Raw genomic sequence first — 19,174 nt, 5'->3', positions numbered from 1 at the left:
TATTTTATGCAAAAATACACCACCCTTACAGGCATTGTTGCACCACTTGACCGTGCCAATGTGGATACGGATTTAATTATCCCAAAACAGTTTTTAAAATCCATTAAACGCACAGGGTTTGGCGATAATTTATTTGATGAATTACGCTACCTTGATGAAGGCTATTTGGGACAAGATATTGCTAAACGCCCAAAAAATCCTGATTTTGTGCTCAACCAAGAGCGTTATCAAGGTGCAACCATTTTACTGACTCGCAGTAATTTTGGTTGTGGTTCAAGCCGTGAACACGCGCCTTGGGCATTAAATGAATATGGATTCCGTACCGTTATTGCTCCAAGTTATGCCGATATTTTCTTTAATAATAGCTTTAAAAACGGTATGTTGCCTGTCATCTTAACCGGAAGTGAAGTTGATGAGTTATTTAAAGACTGCGAAGCAAATGTGGGTTTTACCTTAACCGTAGATTTAGAAAATCAAAAAGTAATTTCGCCAAATGGTCGCGAATATCATTTTGAAGTCGATGCGTTTCGTAAACACTGCCTGTTAAATGGTTTGGATGATATTGGTTTAACCTTGCAAGATAGCGATAGCATTCGTGCCTTTGAAGAAAAAGCCCGTGCGGATAGACCGTGGGTGTTTAAGGATTTGGCATAATTGTCAGTTGAGAGTTAAGGGTGGTTTTCGCCCTTAACTTGTTTTAATTTTAAGGAAATAACAATGAGCAAACACATTGCAATTTTAAACGGTGATGGTATCGGGCCTGAAATCGTTGCCCAAGCGGTGAAAGTCCTAGATAAACTGATTGCTGATGGCTTAGATGTCAGTTATGAATACGCCAAATTGGGCGGTGAAGCCTATGACGCGTATGGCTCGCCATATCCTGCCGAGACTCAAGAAGTCGTGCGAAAAGCAGATGCTGTACTGCTTGGGGCGGTCGGTTCGCCACAATATGACACACTTGAGCGTCCACTGCGTCCTGAACGCGGGCTACTTGCCATTCGTAAGGACTTGAATTTATTTGCCAATCTGCGTCCAGCGATTCTTTATAAAGAGCTTGCTAATGCATCCACCCTAAAACCTGAAGTAGTGGCAGGACTGGATATTCTCATCGTGCGTGAGCTGACGGGTGATATTTATTTTGGTGAGCCACGCGGTATTCGTACGCTTGAAAACGGCGAGCGTGAAGGCTTTAACACCATGAAATACTCTGAAAGCGAAATTCGCCGTATCGCCAAGGTATCTTTTGGAGCAGCTCAAAAGCGTGGCAAGAAGCTGTGCAGCGTGGACAAGGCCAATGTGCTAGAAGCCACTGAGCTGTGGAAAGAGATTTTTACCGAAGTGGGTAAAGACTATCCAGATGTTGAGCTTAGTCATATGTATGTGGATAATGCAGCGATGCAGCTGGTCAAAGCACCAAAGCAGTTTGATGTAATTGCCACAGGTAATATCTTTGGTGATATCTTGTCTGACCAAGCATCGATGCTGACAGGCTCTATCGGTATGCTGCCATCAGCAAGCCTTGATGAACATGGCAAAGGTCTATACGAGCCAAGCCATGGCTCTGCTCCTGATATTGCAGGTCAAGATAAGGCAAATCCGCTAGCGACCATTTTGTCGCTTGCCATGTTACTTCGCTATAGCCTAGGTGATGAAGCACGAGCCAAGCAAGTAGAAGATGCTGTCGGCAAAGTGCTTGAGCAAGGACTTCGTACCGCGGATATTTATGAAGATGGCACAACACTCGTGTCATGCTCAAAGATGGGTGAGGCGGTGCTGGCTGCATTATAATCGGTCTGCTATCCCAAAGCCAAAACTGATGATCGGTTTTGGCTTTTTTGTTATTTATAAAATTTCATCAATAAACAAAAAATATTTAAATTAAAAAAGCACCATTGATAAACAACGGTGCTTTGGCGATCTAACTATCAATTATTTATTGATCGTCAAATCTTTTACCAGATAGCCATCCAACGGATCTTTGGTTGAGAAGCCGCCAATATATGGCTTAACCAAGCGCACACCCACCGCGGTATATAGTGGGATCACGGCAGTATCTGTGCTGATTAACAGCTCAAGATCTTTATAAGCGCCAGCGCGCGCTTCATCAGTAGCCTCGGCGGTCAAAGTGCTTGCCAGTAGGTTATCATAAGCTTGGTTTGAGTATTTGCCCGTGTTGTTGCTGTTGCCTGTTTTAAGTAAGTTTAAAAAGCTTGAAGGCTCGTTATAGTCAGCACACCAACCAGACATTGCCAAAGAAAAGCTGCCTTGATTTTTGGTGTCCAAGAAAGACTTCCACTCTTGGTTAATTTGGCTGGCTTTCACAGCGCCACCAAGGTTTTGCGTCCACATGGCATTGATGGCACTTGACAGTTTCTTGCCCGTTTCGCTGGTTGAATATAAGAATTCAAATTGTAAAGGTTTATCGGCTGTATAACCAGCTTCAGCAAGCAGCTCTTTGGCTTTTTGGTTACGCGCTTCTTGATCCATCGACTTCCATGCTGGTGCTGCCTCTTGCATACCTTGGATAGACAGTGGGGTCAATTGATAGGCTGGCTCTTCGCCGCGTTTTAGGATTAATGGGAAAGTTTCGCGTACGATCGCCATCGACAGCGCTTCACGCACACGCGGATCATTCAGCGGTGCAGCTGCGATATTCGGCTCTAGGTAGTAGGTGCATAGGCGTGGTGAGACTTGTAGCTCACTGCCAGATTCTGATTGTACTTTTTGAATCTGATCACCTGGAACAAGCGACACATCGACCTCGCCAGCACGATAGCGGTTTAGGCCGCCTTCAGCTGGCACTGGCAGGAATTGCACCTTTTCGATGGTGGCTTTGGCGGCATCATAATATTGAGGGTTTTTGACCAAAGTCGTGTGACTGCCGACAACAGTTTGTTCCAATTTATAAGCACCACTGACGACGATGTTTTCAGGGCTTAGCCATTTATCGCCATGGGTTTCGATGGTTTTTTGATGAACGGGGAAAGTCACTGGCAAAGCCAACATATCAATGAAATAAGGTACCGCTTCAGTCAAAGTAATCTGCAGCGTCTTATCATCCAGTGCTGCCACACCCAGCTGTGTCAAAGGCGCTTTGCCCGTGGCCACCGCCTCGGCATTGACAACTTTGGCATCTGCCAAGTAGCTGGCATAATAAGCGCCTGTATTAGGATCTACCAAGCGACGCAGGGCATATACTGCATCATGAGCTGTGATCGGATCACCGTTTGACCATTTGGCATCGCGCAGGGTGAGTGTCCAAACTTTATTGTCCTGAGTTTCCCATTTTTCTGCCAAACCAGGGACGGTTTTACCCTCGGCATCGGTTGAAACCAAGCCATCAAACATCTGGCGAATGATGGCAGAGCTGACGGTGTCTTGAGATTTTTGTGGATCAAGAGAACTGGCTTCAGCGCCATTTACAATCACTAGCGTATCCTTATCCGCAGGTGCTGTGCCAGTGGCTGCGATGGATGTTTGGCCTTCGCCAACAGTGAGTGCTGGAGCTGAACTGTTTGAGTTATCGCCACCACAAGCTGTCAAACCCAGTAAAGACGCCAAAGCCAAAGTAGCCGCCGCAGGTTTCCGATGGATCATATCAATTTTCCTTAATAAATCAAATGCCGCAAAAAGAACAAATAAACCATGTCACGCACCGATCTTAAAATGCGTAGACATCGTCAGATATTAGCAAAACCAACATAATTGTCAAGAAAAAAAGTAATTTTTATCTTAGTATTTTAATTTAATAAGCGATAGGCCGAATTTACGATGCATTTGCGATCATATTCAGGTGATCAAAAGTGATTTTGGGGTTATGATTGGCAACAGTTGTTAAATAAATCAAATATTGGAATTTTTTTTGAAAAAATGATTTGACAAGCGTAAAAATATCCGTATAATACGCACACATAAGCCGATGAGCTTAACCATACATGCCAGTGTGGTGAAATTGGTAGACACGACGGATTCAAAATCCGTTGCCCTTAAAAGCGTGTCGGTTCGAGTCCGACCACTGGTACCATTTGAGAGTCCGAAAGGATTCGAAGATACATGAAAACCCTTGAAGTATATAGCTTTAAGGGTTTTTTGTTGTCCGATGGATACCTATATACCACTTTGAAATCTGGCATTAATAACAGTATATATAACAGTACAGCTTATATTTATACTTTTTTAGATGGAATCTATACTGTTATGGATCGCACAACCAAACCTTTAACTACTGCTGAAATTAATAATGCCAAGCCCAAAGAGAAGTTATACCGACTTTATGATGGCAATGGACTGGTGCTAAACATTACGCCATCAGGCTCAAAAACTTGGTATCTGCAATATAAGCATCCGATTGCACTTTCCACTCCAAATGATCATCCATTCCACTCTTCACGTGACCACTTATTCCACTCTTATTTGACCACCCTATAAAAAACCACCAGCCAAGCTGTACCACTACAACACCCCCAAACACCCCATAAGAGGTTATACCACCCCAAACTAGAAGTAATCTCTCATGACAAAACAGCGTAAGCAGTACAGCACTGAGTTTAAACTAGAAAAGGCAAGCCATTACCCACATCATGCCCTAACACCAGGGCAGCAAGAGCTTGAGCGACTTCGTAAAGAAAATGCCCAGCTAAGACTTGAGCGAGACATCTTAAAAAAGGCATCCGCTCTATTAACTCAAGACAGCTTACTATTCCGCTAATAGAGCAATTGATGGTGCAAAACAGTGAGCTGACCACCAAAGCTCTGACCATGGCTTATACATACGCTTTAAACCAACTGGTGTGTTATTTCATTCAGATCAAGGCACTCATTACACCAGTCGTGCGTTTGCTGATGTTAGTTCTAAAATCAAATCGATACGCAGTATGAGCTGAAGCATTTAAAGAAACCAAAGATGGCTTTTTTTGTATAGTGTAAATGGCAATCAATCTGCATTTTTCAGAAATGTGGATTTTCTTTTTTTTTTGAAAATAAATAAATCAAAGTTTAAAAAGTTTGCAAAACTTAAAATTTGTTATAAAATAAATTACACCCAATTTGTTTTAATTGGTTTGTAGGTATCATTGAATACCGATGGCTGTCTTATTGAAGACTTCATGCAATCTGATTTATGGCCAAGGTCTTACTTAATCTTATGCACCAAATTAACATCTGACGCTTACGACTGTGTAAAAATCACTTGAATACCAAAGTTTTCTAAACATTGAGAGTTGAATCAAGCATAATTGGAGGTTGTTTACAACTATCTGCTGTTTCGCACAAAGGTAAAAGTGTTCAAGATTGGTATAATTCAGGGTGCTTAAATAGCTCAATACCAGGTCGGATCACCCAATAGATCTTGAAATAAGATAACATTATTTATATAATTTTTTTTAATTCTCGGGGAGTTGGTTATGGAAAAACTACTTGAGCCCAAAGCATCCTCTATCATCCAATCATTGCGAGATATTGGATACAATCTCAATACTGCCGTTGCAGATATTATTGACAACAGCATAGCGGCACAAGCATCAAAAATTGAAATTCGATTTACAAGTAGTGAAAATCCTGAGCTAATCATAGCGGACAATGGCATCGGAATGTCCAAAGATGAGCTTTATGAAGCTATGCGTTTTGCTTATATCGGCCCCAATGAGGTTCGCAAGGAGAGCGACTTAGGGCGCTTTGGATTGGGTTTAAAAACTGCTACTTTTTCGCAAGCTAGACGATTGATCGTATTGACTTCCAAAAATAAGGAAATTAACTGTGTTGAATGGAACTTAGATCATGTGATCAATCAAGGGAAGTGGCTTTTACAGATTAGGGAACCAAAAGATATTAACCTTGATGATGATCTAGTTAAGCTAGTTGAACCACATGGTACAATAGTTATTTGGAGGGAAGTGGATAGAGTCTTTGATAAAAATAACAACCCAAAGTATTTAAATGACACATTAAACAACTTGAGAGATCATATTGCATTGGTGTTTCATCGCTTTTTGTCTGGACTTCAAGGCGATAAGTTGGAGATTTCTTTGAATTGCAATAAGATTAATCCTGTCGACCCTTTTCTTCTTAAGAATCATAATACGCAAAATCATCCAGTGGAAAAAGTAAAAGTGGGTGACTCTGCAGTGACAATCCATACCCACATTCTTCCTCATCATAAGTGGCTTAAAAAAGACGAGGAAGAATATCTGAAAAATAAAAGCGATTTATTGAATAATCAAGGGTTTTATGTGTATCGAAATGGCCGGCTAATGGTCTGGGGAGATTGGTTTCGATTGATTAAAAAAAGTGAATCTACAAAACTTGCTCGAATTGAAATACACTTTGACAATACCCTGGATGCAGAATGGCAAATAGATGTTAAGAAGTCAAAAGTGTCTCCACCATCTGCAGTTAGACAAAGACTAATTGAAATTATTGAAAGAATAGCAGGGGCAAGCAAACGTATTTATGGTGCAAGAACCGCTCGCTCGCTTTCACAAATAAACAGACCATGGGAAAGGCTTGTTAATGACGGATATATAACTTATGCCATAAATAGAAATTACCCAATTATTCAAGAATTTGAGAAGACACTCAATACTTCTCAAAAGAGCCAGTGGTCTTTAATTTTGGATGTTTTTAGTCGAGCGCTACCTGTGGAATCGATTTATGCCGATATGTCATCTGCACCAAAAGCCATTACTGGTACATCGGAAAATTCAGTGGATTTAATATCTCTGCATAATAAATTCTTGCAAATTGCAGATATTTTTGCTATAGATAGTGATGAGAAAAAGTTGCTAGAAGCGTGCAAGCAGACAGGTCTTTTTTTAGGTTTTGAGAATCAACTTATTAAATGGGTGCATGAATATGTTAAATGACATTCAGCAAAGTATCGCAAATAGCGTAGTTACGTTTTTTGATGGCAAATCACCAACTGGTGAAGCAATTGTGGAAAAGACCAATCAATTTGTCGCTGTTTATGGCTATGAGGGTTCTGTTGATGTTATTGTCCGACATATTGAATCAGTGCTAAGTTGCTCGATGAGTGTTGGTGATGTCATTACAGATTCAACTTCTGAACATAACAAAAATTGGCCCGAGAGAATTTTATCTGAGGATAAAATTTATAGCAATGGCTATGAGCAGTTCTTAAAACATAAAGGTATGGCACCAATAATTGTCAACACAATATCTAAAGTAAATGATGAAATATTAGGCCTTTTGGGAGATCCATTAAGCTCAACATCATTTCAAAGACGAGGTTTGGTGGTTGGCGATGTGCAATCAGGAAAAACTGGTAACTATTTGTCTTTAGTCACCAAGGCTGCAGATGCAGGTTATCGATTTATTATCATCATTGCTGGCATCCACAATAACCTAAGAAAACAAACACAGCAGCGTGTAGATGAGGGATTTATTGGTAGAGAAAGTCTTAAGGCGCAGATTGGGGGCGTTAAGCCCATTGGTGTTGCCAAATTAAATCCACAGCATCCACATCCTATTTCTTTTACCACGCAGGAGGATGATTTTAATAGTAGATTTGCCAATCAAATGCAAGCAAATCTCGGCGATCTCATCTCCCGCTCTCCTGTTGTGCTAGTCATCAAGAAAAATACCAATACACTGAAGAGTTTATATACTTGGCTAACTAAGTATAGTAAAAATAGACATGACGATAAAATTGACATTCCCATGCTTATGATTGATGATGAGTCTGACAACGCTTCAATTAACACCAGTCAAATTGGCGATGATCCAACTAGAACCAATAGTTACCTTAGAAAAATCCTACATATTTTTCGCCAAAGCTGTTATGTTGGTTATACAGCGACTCCATTTGCAAACATCTTTATCGACCCTGATGCGTATAACTCTGAAACCTTAGAAGATTTATTTCCAAAAGATTTTATTTATTCATTGAGTCCGCCAACCAATTATTTTGGACCGCAAAAAATATTTTTAAAAGATGGGGATGGGTCGGAGCATATCTCGATACTCGATCCATATGAGGTCGATCGGTTTTTTCCCAAAGGGCATAAAAAAACACTAAAAGTGACAGATCTGCCACAATCTTTAAAATTAGCTATTCAAAGTTTTTTAATCACGAAAGCGATAAGAAATTTGAGAGGTCAGTCGAATGATCATTGCTCCATGTTGATAAATGTTTCAACATTTGTCAATGTTCAAAATCAAATCAAAAATCATGTGGATTCATATGTTGATGACATTCGTAAAGAATTGATTATTAATGGGCAATTACCCGATATTGAAAAGAGTTCAGAAGTAATTAAGCAACTGCACCAGTGCTACAATGAATATTTCTTAAATGATACCAAGACCGATGAAGAGTTATTCCATTGGAAAGAAGTGCTTGTGGAGTTAATTCACATGTTTGGTGATTCTCCAAAAGACTATAGCTTCAAAACATTTGTTGTAAATAGTAAGTCTCAAGATGCCTTGGACTATAACGATTATAAAAAGATTGGCAAGGGACTGATGGCTATTACCATCGGTGGTTTTAGCCTATCTCGTGGACTGACAATTGAGGGCTTGACGACTAGTTATTTTTATCGAAGCACCAAAATGTATGATACTTTACTACAAATGGGTAGATGGTTTGGTTATCGACCGGGTTACGAGGATTTGTGCCGAATCTTTATGACAGAGGAGGCGTATTTTTGGTACCAACACATTGCAAACGCTAGCCAGAATCTAAAGGATCAGGTGGCTAGTATGAATCAAATGTCTCTGACACCAAAGGACTTTGGGCTTTATGTGCAGTCAAGCGAAGAAGGCTTGATGGTTACTGCCAAAAATAAATCAAGACGAGGTCAGAAGATTGAATTGTCGTTATCTTTTGCCGGTCAGCTAAAAGAGTTACACCAGCTTACTAAAGATTTGGGTGTTCAGAAAGCGAACTTGGATTTGTTTGAGCGACTTTGGGATGGCTTGGTGAAACAAAACTTAAGAAAACCATTGGAGACCAAGCAGGCGGATGTATTTCAGGGTGTGGACACATCCATCGTGGTAGATTTTTTGGAAAAATTCAATCCTGGATTTAGTGATTTGAATGTACTACACTTTCAAAAGTCGATTGAATACCTTGATAAAATACAATCTAAGTATCCAAAAATGGATGTAACATTTATTACCAAAAATAAAACATCTGACATTACAACGTTTGCTGACTTTAATTGCATTGAACGCAAAGCCTATGATAAAGGCGAGCCATTCTATCGGCTAAATAAAGCTCGTGTTGGCGGGCAGGAAGATGAAAAACACGGTTTAGATTTGGATCAATTGGAGAATGGTGAAGAAAAAAATCGAGCTGCTCGCTATAGACGTGCTAGACAAAAGCCACTTTTGTTGCTGTATCTAGTAAAAATTAAGAGTATTGATGGACTTAATGATACTAGCACTCTTGAGTGCGTTCCAACAATCGCCCTTAGTTTTCCATACGGTGATAACAATACCACGGTTACTACAATTTTGGCAAATGGTCCCTATATAAATAGCTTGTTAGACTCTGGCAATGAAGAGGACTTGGTGGGAGAGGATTATGAATAAATACTTTCCTTGGTCGAGCTTGGCGATACCAGCGCAGGATAAGCTAAGCGTCCGCAGAATTTTTGAAACATCAAATTTTGATATTTATATCGCGAAAGATTTTGATGGAGCTTATCGGTGTTTAATATCGTTAAGCAAAAATCCGTTAATGTTACTGAGAAGTCTTAATCTCAATATTAACTCGATGAAAATTGATTTAGCAAAGAGTGAAGGCGGATTGTTTTTGCTCAATATTAAGCTCTTGAATGCGGAAATGTTGGATATATTTGACTATATCCTATTTATTCTTTTGTCTGAGTGTGTTTCTGAAAACAATGAGGACTTATTTGTTGCCAAATTATTAAACAATCTAAAAAATTGGCAAAGATTCATGCAATCAAGAAAAGGTATTTTATCAGAGGAAAAAATTCAAGGATTGATTGCAGAATTGCAATTTATGCATGATTTAATTGAATACAACAAAGAATTTTCTTCATATGTTGTGGAGTCATGGCGTGGACCAGAGAGACTACAACAAGATTTTATTTTTGAAAACGAGGTCGTGGAAATAAAATCTATTGGAAATATGGATAAAAAAGTTATTACCATCTCATCTTTGGATCAGTTGCAAGCAAGTGTTGAGAAGTTATATATAATGGTTTATGCGGTCACTAAATGCGATATGCTAAATGCAGGTGTTAGCTTGAATCAACTTGTTGAAAATTTGGAGGATTTATTAAGTTCGTCTAGTAAATTAATTCTACATGAAAAGTTGCTAGAGGTAGGCTATTTAAAAAATGAAAAATATGATGATTTAAAATATCAAATTCGAAAAGTTGGTTCATATTTGGCAAGTGATGGATTTCCGAAGCTAACTAGTGGTGCAATACCTGATGGCGTGGTAAATGTAAAATATGGCATTGAAATCGACAAGATTGAGCAGTTTAAAAGCTCAATTTGTATTAATGGGCTGTATGCTTTAAATTAGGTTATAGATATTCGAGGTTCAATATGGATTTAAATGAATTTTTCTCAATGATTAAAAGTGAGACCTCTGTAAAGGCTTCAGCAAACGGTAGCTATCAGCAGTTGGCTTTTTTGGATTTAATCACCTCGGATTTGATTGATATCGGCGATATCCAGGCTTTTAATGACTGCAACAACCCCTCATATAACGGTGCTCATATACATGGTTTTGACATCGAAGAGAATGAAGAGAGTGATTCGGTCAGAATTGATCTTTTTATTACAGATTATGAGCAGAGGGATGGTTTGGAAAGAATAGGCAAGACGGATGTCGATTTATATTTCAAGCGACTTCTAAAATTTTTTACTGAATCATTGAATAATGAATTATATCAAAAAATTGATGAGTCAAACTCTGCATATCGCATTGCAGAATACATTGAGGATTATAAAGAAAATATTGATGAAGTTAATTTATTCTTTATTAGCGAAAGAGCAACCAGTGAGAAATTTAAGGATTTCTTGCGTGTAGAGATTGACGGGATAAATATCAAATATCATTTTTGGGATATTTCTCGCTGGGCAAATTTAAGAAATGCCTCTAAGAGTAGAGAGGCTATCGAGATAGATTTTGTTGATAGATATGATTCAGCGTTAGCTTGTTTGGATGCATCCAATTTAACTGAGAAGATGCGCTCGTACTTGGTAGTTGTTCCAGGCGGGGTTTTGGCAGATCTGTATAATGATCATGGAGCAAGATTGTTGGAACAAAATGTGAGAAGTTTTTTGCAAGCAAAAGGCGGGGTGAATAAAGGAATTCGTAGAACAATTTTGGATCAGCCGGAGTATTTTTTTGCTTATAATAACGGTATTACAGCAACGGCATCTTCTGTGGAAGTTGAAGATATTGGTGGCGTCTTGAAGATTACCAAACTAGTGGATCTTCAGATTGTTAATGGCGGACAAACAACCGTTTCTTTGGCAAGGGCCAAATTAAAAGACGGGGCTGATTTATCTAGAATTTATGTGCAAATGAAATTGTCGATCATTAACAGTGATTTAACTGATGAGGATTTGGTAGCAAAAATCTCACAATATGCCAACACTCAAAACAAAGTAAATGCCTCCGATCTATCTGCAAACCATCCTTATCATGTTAAACTTGAGGAATTATCAAGAAGAATATGGGCTCCAGTTGTGCAAGCTACCGCATATCGGCAAACCCAATGGTTTTATGAACGGTCTCGTGGTCAATATAACGAGATGCTACAAAAAGACACAAGGCTTAACAAGATAAAATATCCAAAAAGTCAATTATTCAACAAAACTGATTTGGCAAAATATATGATGGTTTGGGATTTTAATGAGCCAAAATGGGTAAACATGGGTGCGCAAAAGAATTTTGTGAAATTCACCGAGGAAATTTTGAAAAATTGGAAAAAGAAAGAGTTTCAAAATTCAATCAATGAAGATTATTATAAAAAAGTGATTGCCCGTGCGATAATTTTTAAACGTACGGAGCGAATCGTGCAAACTCAACCGTGGTATACCAATGGATATCGAGCCAACATCGTTATTTACACTCTTGCTTTTGTTGCGTGGCACCTGAAGCGGAACAAAAAAGAGATAAACTATCAGCAAATTTGGAAAAATCATGAAATTTCCCAAGCATTTGAAAGCATGCTTATTACTTTGTCAAAGGCTGTAAATGATATTTTGCTAAATACTGATCACCCAAGTCGTACGACTAGTAATATTTCAGAATGGGCAAAGAAGGATGGTTGTTGGGCGCAGATAACGGGTAGTTATAAAGATGCACTCGAGTCTTGTATTTCAGAGCAATTCAAAAAAGAATTGTTAGACTTGGAGGATATTGAGAAAGCGACTAGCGAGAGAGGCGTATTGGAAAAAAGAAATCAAGATATTCAGTTGGTTGAAAAAATTAATAGCTATGGAAAGACTTTTTGGTTTGGATTTTTAGAATATTGCCAATCAAGAGTTGATCTATCAAGGATTGAAGAAGGTGTTTTGCAAACAGCGAGTAGGCAGGCACGAGACCTATCACTTAAACAATGTATTATTTTAAGTGGTTTAATTGAAAAATATGAGCAGGATTATTTAAAGTACAGCAAGAATCAATCTATTTTTAATAGCTGATAAGGTGCTTGTAAGATGACAGAATCTCTAAATGATTATCAATTTGTTGACGATTTAAGTTGCCGCAGTCCTAGCAAGCTAAGGGTTGGAACTGTCTTTAGTGGCATTGGTGCGCTTGAACAAGCATTATTGCGCCTGAATATTAATCACAGTATTGAGTTTGCGGGAGATATTGATCCATTTGTCAAGATTAGCTATTTGAGTAATTATAGGATTAGTGAAGATAGGTGGCATGATGACATTAGGAATTTTAATGCCAAGCCTTTTCGTTATGGGGTAGATCTTTTGGTTGGTGGAAGTCCATGCCAAGCATTTTCTATTGCTGGCAAAAGATTGGGCTTGGAGGATGCAAGAGGTACTTTATTTTATGAATTTGCCCGAGTAGTTAAAGAATCCAAACCTAAAATTTTTATATTTGAAAATGTTAAAGGTCTTTTGAATCATGATGGTGGTAATACATGGAGGATTGTTCAGAGTGCTTTCAAAGAGTTGGGCTATGATATCTACTCACAGTTATTGAATAGTAAAGATTATGGCATTCCACAAAATAGAAATCGATTATTTGTTATTGGGTTTCGTAAGAGGCGCACCCAAGGGTTTTTATTTCCAAAACCTATTGTTTTAAAATATACAATGCAAGATTTTTTGGAAGATTATACGCATAGTAAATACTATCTAAGTGAAAAAGGTATTAAGTTTGTAACTAGCTCATTAAATAAAAACAAATGCTACACCCAGATAAATGGTAAAGTTGCATTATGTCAAAAGGCAAATCAGCAATTTAATTGGCATGGCGACTTTGTGTTTGATATTGTAGATAAAGCTGATTCATTTGTATTTAATGTCAAGGATGTGGAGGAAAAATATTATTTATCTGACAGTGTTAAAAAGTATGTTTTAGCTCATGGGACAAAATTATATAAAGCTAGGCCTAAAACGGATTTACCGGTTGCAAGAACGTTGCTACAAAGCATGCATAAAATGCACAGAGCGGGGGTCGATAATTATGTCACCCATTTACATGGAAGAATTAGAAAGCTCACCCCGAGAGAGTGTTTGCGACTAATGGGCTTTCCAGATAGTTTTAAAATCAATGTGAGCGATACACAAATGTATCGCCAAGCAGGCAATAGTATTGTAGTTGATGTTTTAATTGCTATTTTGCGAGAATTGGATATTGCCCAGTATGCTGAGGGCTAAAAATTCTAGCTATAAGACGTAACCTTATTTGGACTATATTGGTTACTCCAAATTTGCTGATAAGTCTAAAATAGCTTGTGCAAGCGCCTTGGAAAATTGCGGAGGCACTGCATTACCAATCATCTTGTAATTTGACCCCGCCGAACACATAAACTCAAAGTCATCATCAAAAGTTTGTAATCTTGCCGCTTCTCTAACAGTAATTGATCTGGCTTGTTTTGAGTCATAATGGATATGTCGCAACCCATCCTTATTTAAGTGTGCAGGGATGGTGTTGCTTTGTTCATTCTGTCTAAGCACATAATACTTGTGTACGGATGAGCTCCTACCTCGAAAATCTAGATATAGCTTTTGTAGACTTTTTGTTGTAAGATATTCCTTGCGTCCTGACTCGATATCACTTGCCAATATTTTAAATATCGCAATATCAATTGAGTTGTGATACCTTGGATTGTGAGCGTTAATACCAGTTTCAAATGGCGTGTGCGAATATTTTTTAGAACCTACCTTATATTCGTTCACAGGTAGTAATTTTGGCAAATCCCCAATTGCTTCGTATACCGTCTTCTTTGGTGCGTGATAATTTGGAAGAATATTCTGATAAAAATTAGTCAAAACACTTTCACTGTCTAAGACTAAGTCTTTTCTTATTCCAACAATAATTACTCGTTTGCGATTTTGGGGTACGCCAAATTCTGTTAGATCTTGCAAAGCATGCTTTTTTAGATCAGAAATAATCGCATAGCCGTGTTTGTCAAATTCTTTTCGGATTAGTTCAGTCACAGGTATATCTTTGGGTTGAGCTGACAATAAACCAACCACATTTTCAAAGACAAAGAGTTTGGGCTGATATTTATCAACGACTTTGATGTAACTTTCAAAAAGATAATTGCGGTAATCATCTTTCATATTGTTGCCATCTTGAGCTCTGCCAGCCATTGAGTATGCTTGGCATGGCGGTCCACCGATAATTAAATCAATTGTCTGATTGCCAACCACGGTATTTAAGCCATGATGTGTACCGTACTCTTCATCATTCTCCCAACCATTGAATAACTCGTCTGTGCGTTGAATATCAAAACGCAGTACTTTTTCTTCGGCATTAGCATCTTGCCATTTGGTTTTTAGTCGATGGATTAAAGTGCTTGCAGGATCTTTTTCCCATTCTACCGCAGCGATGAAATTATAATTTGGGTTTTTATGAAAACCTTCAGATAAACCACCACATCCTGCAAATAAATCAATATAATTTAAAGGCATACTTGATTATCCAAATAAGGTTTTAATTTTTTAGCAAGATGGTAGCCGAGCAGGGGTGGGACGGCATTACCCACTTGTTTATACTGCTGAGTTTTATTGCCAATAAATTCAAAATCATCAGGAAAACTTTGCAAACGAGCATTTTCACGCACAGTGGGTACACGATCCCATTTGTAGTGAAAATGGTTTCTATGTCCTGTGTCGATTGTCCGAGATGGTTTTTTGCTGTGATAGCGAGTCCAGGCTTCATTAAACTTGCGACTATCACCAACGCCTGGTGGTAGGTCTTTGTGATTACCACCTTCGGGAACCTGTCTGATGACTGAAATCACATGATCGGTATGCACTGTACCTACATGATTTAGAAGTGTGGGCGAATTAGCACGCATTTTCTTTTGGTATTCTGAAGTGGCAGGGGAGTTGTATTTGGCAATCGCTTGACCAACACTATCTTGCAAACTCGGTAAATCACCAATAGCTTGCTCGCAAGTCACATAGTTTTCTGGTGCGTGCACAGGCTCTGGGAATTCAAAGCTTGCACCATCTTTTAAACCAACAAAGAAAATACGCTTTCTAATTTGAGGAACGCCGTAATCAGGTGCATAAAGGACCTGGAAATTGATAGTGTAGCCCAGTTTACCAAATTCTTCCAAAATAGCTGTTTTTGCTTTGCCTTGATACAAAGTGGCTAAGCTAGGGACATTTTCCAGTACAAACGCTTTGGGTTGAAAGCACTCAACAGCTTTAACCATGCTGTAAAACAATATATTACGATCATCATCCTCTTGGCGCTTACCTGTCAAAGAAAAGCCTTGGCAAGGTGGTCCTCCAATAATAACATCCACTGAACGATGGTTGATCACCTCAGCCATTTCATCAATAGTTTCATCCTTAAATAAATCACCTTTGAGCGCAATGGCTCCTTCGTGATTTCTTTCGAATGTTTTTAGTGCCATCTCGTCAAAATCAACACCGAGCAGTACTTCATAACCTGCATCTATAAAGCCTCTTGAAAGACCGCCACAACCCGAAAACATATCAATTACAGTAGGCTTGTTTCTCATTAGAAAAGTATACCAACAAACAAGAATTAAAATCCAATATTTTATCAGATTTTTGAATTTTTAACAAAGAAATCAAGCTATTTCCGCCAAACATATCCCAGTAATTGCCTTTTCTAATCATGCTGTGTGTCATCTCTTACATCTAGCAACAACATCAGCAAACGCACGACTGGTGTAATGAGTGCCTTGATCTGAATGAAATAACACACCAGTTGGTTTAAAGCGTATGTATAAGCCATGGTCAGAGCTTTGGTGGTCAGCTCACTGTTTTGCACCATCAATTGCTCTATTAGCGGAATAGTAAGCTGTCTTGAGTTAATAGAGCGGATGCCTTTTTTAAGATGTCTCGCTCAAGTCTTAGCTGGGCATTTTCTTTACGAAGTTGTTCTGGTGTTGAGGCATGACCTGTGGGCAATGGCTTACCTTGAAGTTCAAGACGATAACGTTTAAGCCAGTTTTCTAAAGTCGATTTACCGATATCATATTGCTTAGCAGCATCAACAACACGCTGATTTTGTTCTTCTATGAGTTTGAACATCTCTAGTTTGAACTCAGTGCTGTACTGCTTACGCTGTTTTGTCATGAGAGATTACTTCTAGTTTGGGGTGGTATAACCTCTTATGGGGTGTTTGGGGTGTTGGGCTAGTGCAGACAGCCCCTGATAAGTTCACAATGTTAACAACCGCGTTATGCTCTACAACAACGCCAAAGGCGTTTTTAATTTTAGGGCAGCCAATAACGCTTTACGGTTCAGCATTTGAATGATACTATATCCCATAGAAACAACCTTGTTTTTAAATCTTAATTTAAGGATTAATTTATGTCTTCCGAGAAAAATAATCATCTTCCGTTGAATCTGAACGCCAAAGAACTTGAAAAAGGCTTCAACCCCCTGTTCTTTCGCTTCTCTAATAGATTGAATGTTGAGACCCCTATTTGGGCTCAAGCTGAACAACGCACGATGACGAAATACAAGCATCTTGTCGGCTTCATCCAAGACTTCTATGAGGACCGTGGTCGTTCCTATTGGGATACGACAACTGATTTCGCTGACCTGCATGAGCGACTAATGCATGATGGGCAAACCTACCGTGCATTTGCACGCCCAGTGTAGCGGCTTCTTTGGGGCATATCACCCTATCTATGAAGAACAATGGTTCTGGCCACTTCATGCAAACATCAAATCTGTTGCCATCCCATTGAATGACAAGCATATCGCCAACTGCTTAGCAAAAGATTCCAAACTGCCTTATAGCAGCCCCGAGGGTCATTTTAATGGTGATTTCTACTTGCATGAACTCACCAAAGAGAAAACCGAAGACGGCCTTAAAGAGACTGAATGGTCGGTTTATAAATACGATTTAAACCGCGTGCAAAACGCTCCAAGCTTCTATGTTGGCTTGAATACAGTACAGCGTGCCGCATGCTTGTGGGCAGTAAATGAGCTTCTCATCCCTATGTTGAATGCTGATAACAACATCCCTGCTTTGTGGGCGCTTCTACCAAACGCCCTTGGCAGATTTAGCACTGAAGAGCAATTTGCTGAGTTTAACCACTTCTATGATGGTGCTGATGTTGGGCGAGGTTTTGAAGAGACGATTGCTGATAACGCTCGTATTCGCAATAAATCAATCATTCTGCGCAGAATTTTGAGAAAAAATCATATCCCTGCGGATTATGATAAGAACATGAATAACTATGAGCTGAAAAACTACATTGATGAAAGCTGTTACTATCCAGAAGACGCTTGGACGATTCCAGCATGGGATGATCATATCATTCCCCACGCGCCTGCGGAAACTTTCTTCAAGCATGTTATGGTTAAACGCTCAGATCGCGCTGCTCGCGTGTTTGGGCGTGGCGCTTTGTGGTCGACTACTGGTGAAGCCCGATCAGGTTTGATGCATGCTTATGACCTTGCTATGATTAAAGATGCATTGTATCTTGCCCTAGTGTTGGATGCTACAATGAATCGCGGGGTAAAAAATTACAGACCACTACACACTGTTTGTGGTGAACCTGAAAACTTGGATTATTTGTTTAACTACCCTGCAAGTTGGTTTGGTGGCATTGGTCAACTTAAAAAACTTCCATTTGAGTGGCGGGATAACCTTTCATCAGACAAGACTCAAGAGGACGATGAATACGAAATCTATGAAAAACCATCTGAGGAAGAAATTGCGGAGCGTCTAAAAGCTCGCTCTAAAATCAAATTCCCTACCTTGGCTATGCGAAAAGCCAGAGATTTTACGGGTTATGTGCGAGGTGAGTTTGATCCAGGTGTAGAGGATGCAACACAAAGCACTGGGTTGGTAAGGGATGATCTGTTGTCTTATGAACATGTTGAAAGAGCTACTTTGTATGACTACAACAATAAAGACATCGCTGATTTTGTGCTTGAAGAACTTGAAGAGCTTAATGAGATCGGTCCAGTCAAGTTTGCTGAGAAACTAAAAGAACACTATCAAGCTATGGTTGAGCGCATCAATGGTGACGTTGAAGTTTACTTTGACACAGAAAAACCAACCTTAGAAAGCGTGTACCAAGAAAAAATCAATCGAGAGGTCATACTGCCTTTAGGGGTAAGATTGACCCACGGTGAATTGATGCAAGTGATTGAAAGTGTATTCCATGGTATTGAGGACTTCTTCACTCGTCAAGAAGAAGAAGTAGATGGTTTCCTAGACTTTATCAATGGCAGAGAGAAAGTTCATACTAAACTGATTGAAGAGCAAGCTTTCTTTTTAACCCAAGACCTTCGTCACTTGCCATGGTATCGCCCAGTTCGTACGAATGAAGAAGATGCGCGTCGCGCCACTTCTCAAAGACCAGTTCAGCCATCTGGCGTATTCTACGGTGCGGATGTCATCACCACCCTAATCATGTTAGACGATGATGATGTTTTGTCCGGTGAAAAACCAGAAGAAGTTGTCCCTGTGCTTGAAGAAACCATCGAATGGTCATTTTTGAGCAAAGATAAGTGATTAATTAACTAACTA

The 19,174-nt window shown here is 39.2% G+C and carries 13 protein-coding genes, 1 tRNA gene and 2 pseudogenes; 12 read left to right on the top strand and 4 right to left on the bottom strand.

All coding sequences use genetic code 11. From position 1 onward, the window contains the following. The first annotated feature begins 6 nt into the window (after window positions 1-6). Both leuD and leuB read left to right on the top strand, forming a co-directional pair. On the top strand, window positions 7-654 hold the full coding sequence (leuD, locus tag AZ602_RS00360; RefSeq protein ID WP_103033198.1) for a 3-isopropylmalate dehydratase small subunit: 648 nt from the start codon (window positions 7-9) through the stop codon (window positions 652-654). 63 nt (window positions 655-717) lie between these two features. After that, window positions 718-1,788 (top strand): 3-isopropylmalate dehydrogenase, encoded by a 1,071-nt coding sequence (gene leuB, locus AZ602_RS00355; RefSeq protein ID WP_103033197.1) that lies wholly within the window; start codon window positions 718-720, stop codon window positions 1,786-1,788. A gap of 141 nt (window positions 1,789-1,929) precedes the next feature. Here leuB and AZ602_RS00350 read toward each other — a convergent pair whose 3' ends face one another. Continuing rightward, window positions 1,930-3,597, bottom strand: coding sequence for an ABC transporter substrate-binding protein (locus tag AZ602_RS00350; protein ID WP_103033196.1), 1,668 nt, complete (start codon window positions 3,595-3,597; stop codon window positions 1,930-1,932). 340 nt (window positions 3,598-3,937) lie between these two features. Here AZ602_RS00350 and AZ602_RS00345 point away from each other — a divergent pair. The 8 genes and pseudogenes from AZ602_RS00345 (at window position 3,938) to AZ602_RS00310 (ending at window position 13,851) form a co-directional block, all read left to right on the top strand. After that, window positions 3,938-4,024, top strand: a tRNA-Leu gene (locus AZ602_RS00345). A 173-nt stretch (window positions 4,025-4,197) separates the two neighbouring features. Further along, window positions 4,198-4,347: pseudogene (locus AZ602_RS00340) on the top strand (integrase arm-type DNA-binding domain-containing protein); the annotation flags it as partial. Window positions 4,348-4,555: 208 nt separating this feature from the next. Continuing rightward, a pseudogene (locus AZ602_RS00335) lies at window positions 4,556-4,687 on the top strand (IS3 family transposase); the annotation flags it as partial. A 715-nt stretch (window positions 4,688-5,402) separates the two neighbouring features. Then, on the top strand, window positions 5,403-6,860 hold the full coding sequence (locus AZ602_RS00330; protein ID WP_103033195.1) for an ATP-binding protein: 1,458 nt from the start codon (window positions 5,403-5,405) through the stop codon (window positions 6,858-6,860). Continuing rightward, complete coding sequence (locus tag AZ602_RS00325; RefSeq protein ID WP_158077911.1) at window positions 6,850-9,549, top strand: Z1 domain-containing protein; 2,700 nt, start codon at window positions 6,850-6,852, stop codon at window positions 9,547-9,549. The genes AZ602_RS00330 and AZ602_RS00325 overlap by 11 nt, the downstream gene beginning before the upstream one ends. Next, complete coding sequence (locus AZ602_RS00320) at window positions 9,542-10,516, top strand: PD-(D/E)XK motif protein (protein ID WP_158077912.1); 975 nt, start codon at window positions 9,542-9,544, stop codon at window positions 10,514-10,516. Before AZ602_RS00325 ends, AZ602_RS00320 begins: the two co-directional genes overlap by 8 nt. A gap of 23 nt (window positions 10,517-10,539) precedes the next feature. Further along, window positions 10,540-12,651, top strand: coding sequence for an AIPR family protein (locus tag AZ602_RS00315; RefSeq protein ID WP_078317107.1), 2,112 nt, complete (start codon window positions 10,540-10,542; stop codon window positions 12,649-12,651). 15 nt (window positions 12,652-12,666) lie between these two features. After that, window positions 12,667-13,851 (top strand): DNA cytosine methyltransferase, encoded by a 1,185-nt coding sequence (locus AZ602_RS00310; protein WP_078317108.1) that lies wholly within the window; start codon window positions 12,667-12,669, stop codon window positions 13,849-13,851. A 42-nt stretch (window positions 13,852-13,893) separates the two neighbouring features. Here the strand turns inward: AZ602_RS00310 and AZ602_RS00305 are convergent, their stop codons facing one another. From AZ602_RS00305 to AZ602_RS00295, 3 genes are all read right to left on the bottom strand, one after another. Further along, window positions 13,894-15,111 carry a DNA cytosine methyltransferase gene (locus AZ602_RS00305; protein WP_103033194.1) on the bottom strand — a complete coding sequence of 406 codons (1,218 nt, stop codon included), beginning with the start codon at window positions 15,109-15,111 and terminating at the stop codon, window positions 13,894-13,896. Beyond that, window positions 15,102-16,175, bottom strand: coding sequence for a DNA cytosine methyltransferase (locus AZ602_RS00300; protein WP_103033193.1), 1,074 nt, complete (start codon window positions 16,173-16,175; stop codon window positions 15,102-15,104). The genes AZ602_RS00305 and AZ602_RS00300 overlap by 10 nt, the downstream gene beginning before the upstream one ends. A gap of 289 nt (window positions 16,176-16,464) precedes the next feature. Next, window positions 16,465-16,758, bottom strand: a complete 294-nt coding sequence (locus AZ602_RS00295; protein ID WP_078317111.1) for a transposase — start codon at window positions 16,756-16,758, stop codon at window positions 16,465-16,467. Between the two features lie 237 nt (window positions 16,759-16,995). Between AZ602_RS00295 and AZ602_RS09960 the strand changes: the two genes are divergently transcribed. Beyond that, entirely contained in the window at window positions 16,996-17,289 is a 294-nt protein-coding gene (locus AZ602_RS09960) for a hypothetical protein (RefSeq protein WP_146025205.1), read from the top strand. Continuing rightward, window positions 17,249-19,159 carry a hypothetical protein gene (locus AZ602_RS00285; protein ID WP_146025204.1) on the top strand — a complete coding sequence of 637 codons (1,911 nt, stop codon included), beginning with the start codon at window positions 17,249-17,251 and terminating at the stop codon, window positions 19,157-19,159. Before AZ602_RS09960 ends, AZ602_RS00285 begins: the two co-directional genes overlap by 41 nt. Window positions 19,160-19,174 lie beyond the last annotated feature (15 nt).

This window comes from Moraxella sp. RCAD0137 (genome assembly GCF_002894025.1).
Lineage (GTDB): Bacteria > Pseudomonadota > Gammaproteobacteria > Pseudomonadales > Moraxellaceae > Moraxella > Moraxella porci.
Note: the sequence above shows the minus strand (reverse complement) of the source record. Positions and strands in the feature narration are given on the sequence as shown.

Bases quoted from the DNA above. Each gene is read 5' to 3' on its own strand.
- leuD (WP_103033198.1), top strand. From the start codon at position 7: ATGCAAAAATACACCACCCTTACAGGCATTGTTGCACCACTTGACCGT.
- leuB (WP_103033197.1), top strand. From the start codon at position 718: ATGAGCAAACACATTGCAATTTTAAACGGTGATGGTATCGGGCCTGAA.
- AZ602_RS00350 (WP_103033196.1), bottom strand. From the start codon at position 3,597: ATGATCCATCGGAAACCTGCGGCGGCTACTTTGGCTTTGGCGTCTTTA.
- AZ602_RS00330 (WP_103033195.1), top strand. From the start codon at position 5,403: ATGGAAAAACTACTTGAGCCCAAAGCATCCTCTATCATCCAATCATTG.
- AZ602_RS00325 (WP_158077911.1), top strand. From the start codon at position 6,850: ATGTTAAATGACATTCAGCAAAGTATCGCAAATAGCGTAGTTACGTTT.
- AZ602_RS00320 (WP_158077912.1), top strand. From the start codon at position 9,542: ATGAATAAATACTTTCCTTGGTCGAGCTTGGCGATACCAGCGCAGGAT.
- AZ602_RS00315 (WP_078317107.1), top strand. From the start codon at position 10,540: ATGGATTTAAATGAATTTTTCTCAATGATTAAAAGTGAGACCTCTGTA.
- AZ602_RS00310 (WP_078317108.1), top strand. From the start codon at position 12,667: ATGACAGAATCTCTAAATGATTATCAATTTGTTGACGATTTAAGTTGC.
- AZ602_RS00305 (WP_103033194.1), bottom strand. From the start codon at position 15,111: ATGCCTTTAAATTATATTGATTTATTTGCAGGATGTGGTGGTTTATCT.
- AZ602_RS00300 (WP_103033193.1), bottom strand. From the start codon at position 16,175: ATGAGAAACAAGCCTACTGTAATTGATATGTTTTCGGGTTGTGGCGGT.
- AZ602_RS00295 (WP_078317111.1), bottom strand. From the start codon at position 16,758: ATGACAAAACAGCGTAAGCAGTACAGCACTGAGTTCAAACTAGAGATG.
- AZ602_RS09960 (WP_146025205.1), top strand. From the start codon at position 16,996: ATGTCTTCCGAGAAAAATAATCATCTTCCGTTGAATCTGAACGCCAAA.
- AZ602_RS00285 (WP_146025204.1), top strand. From the start codon at position 17,249: ATGATGGGCAAACCTACCGTGCATTTGCACGCCCAGTGTAGCGGCTTC.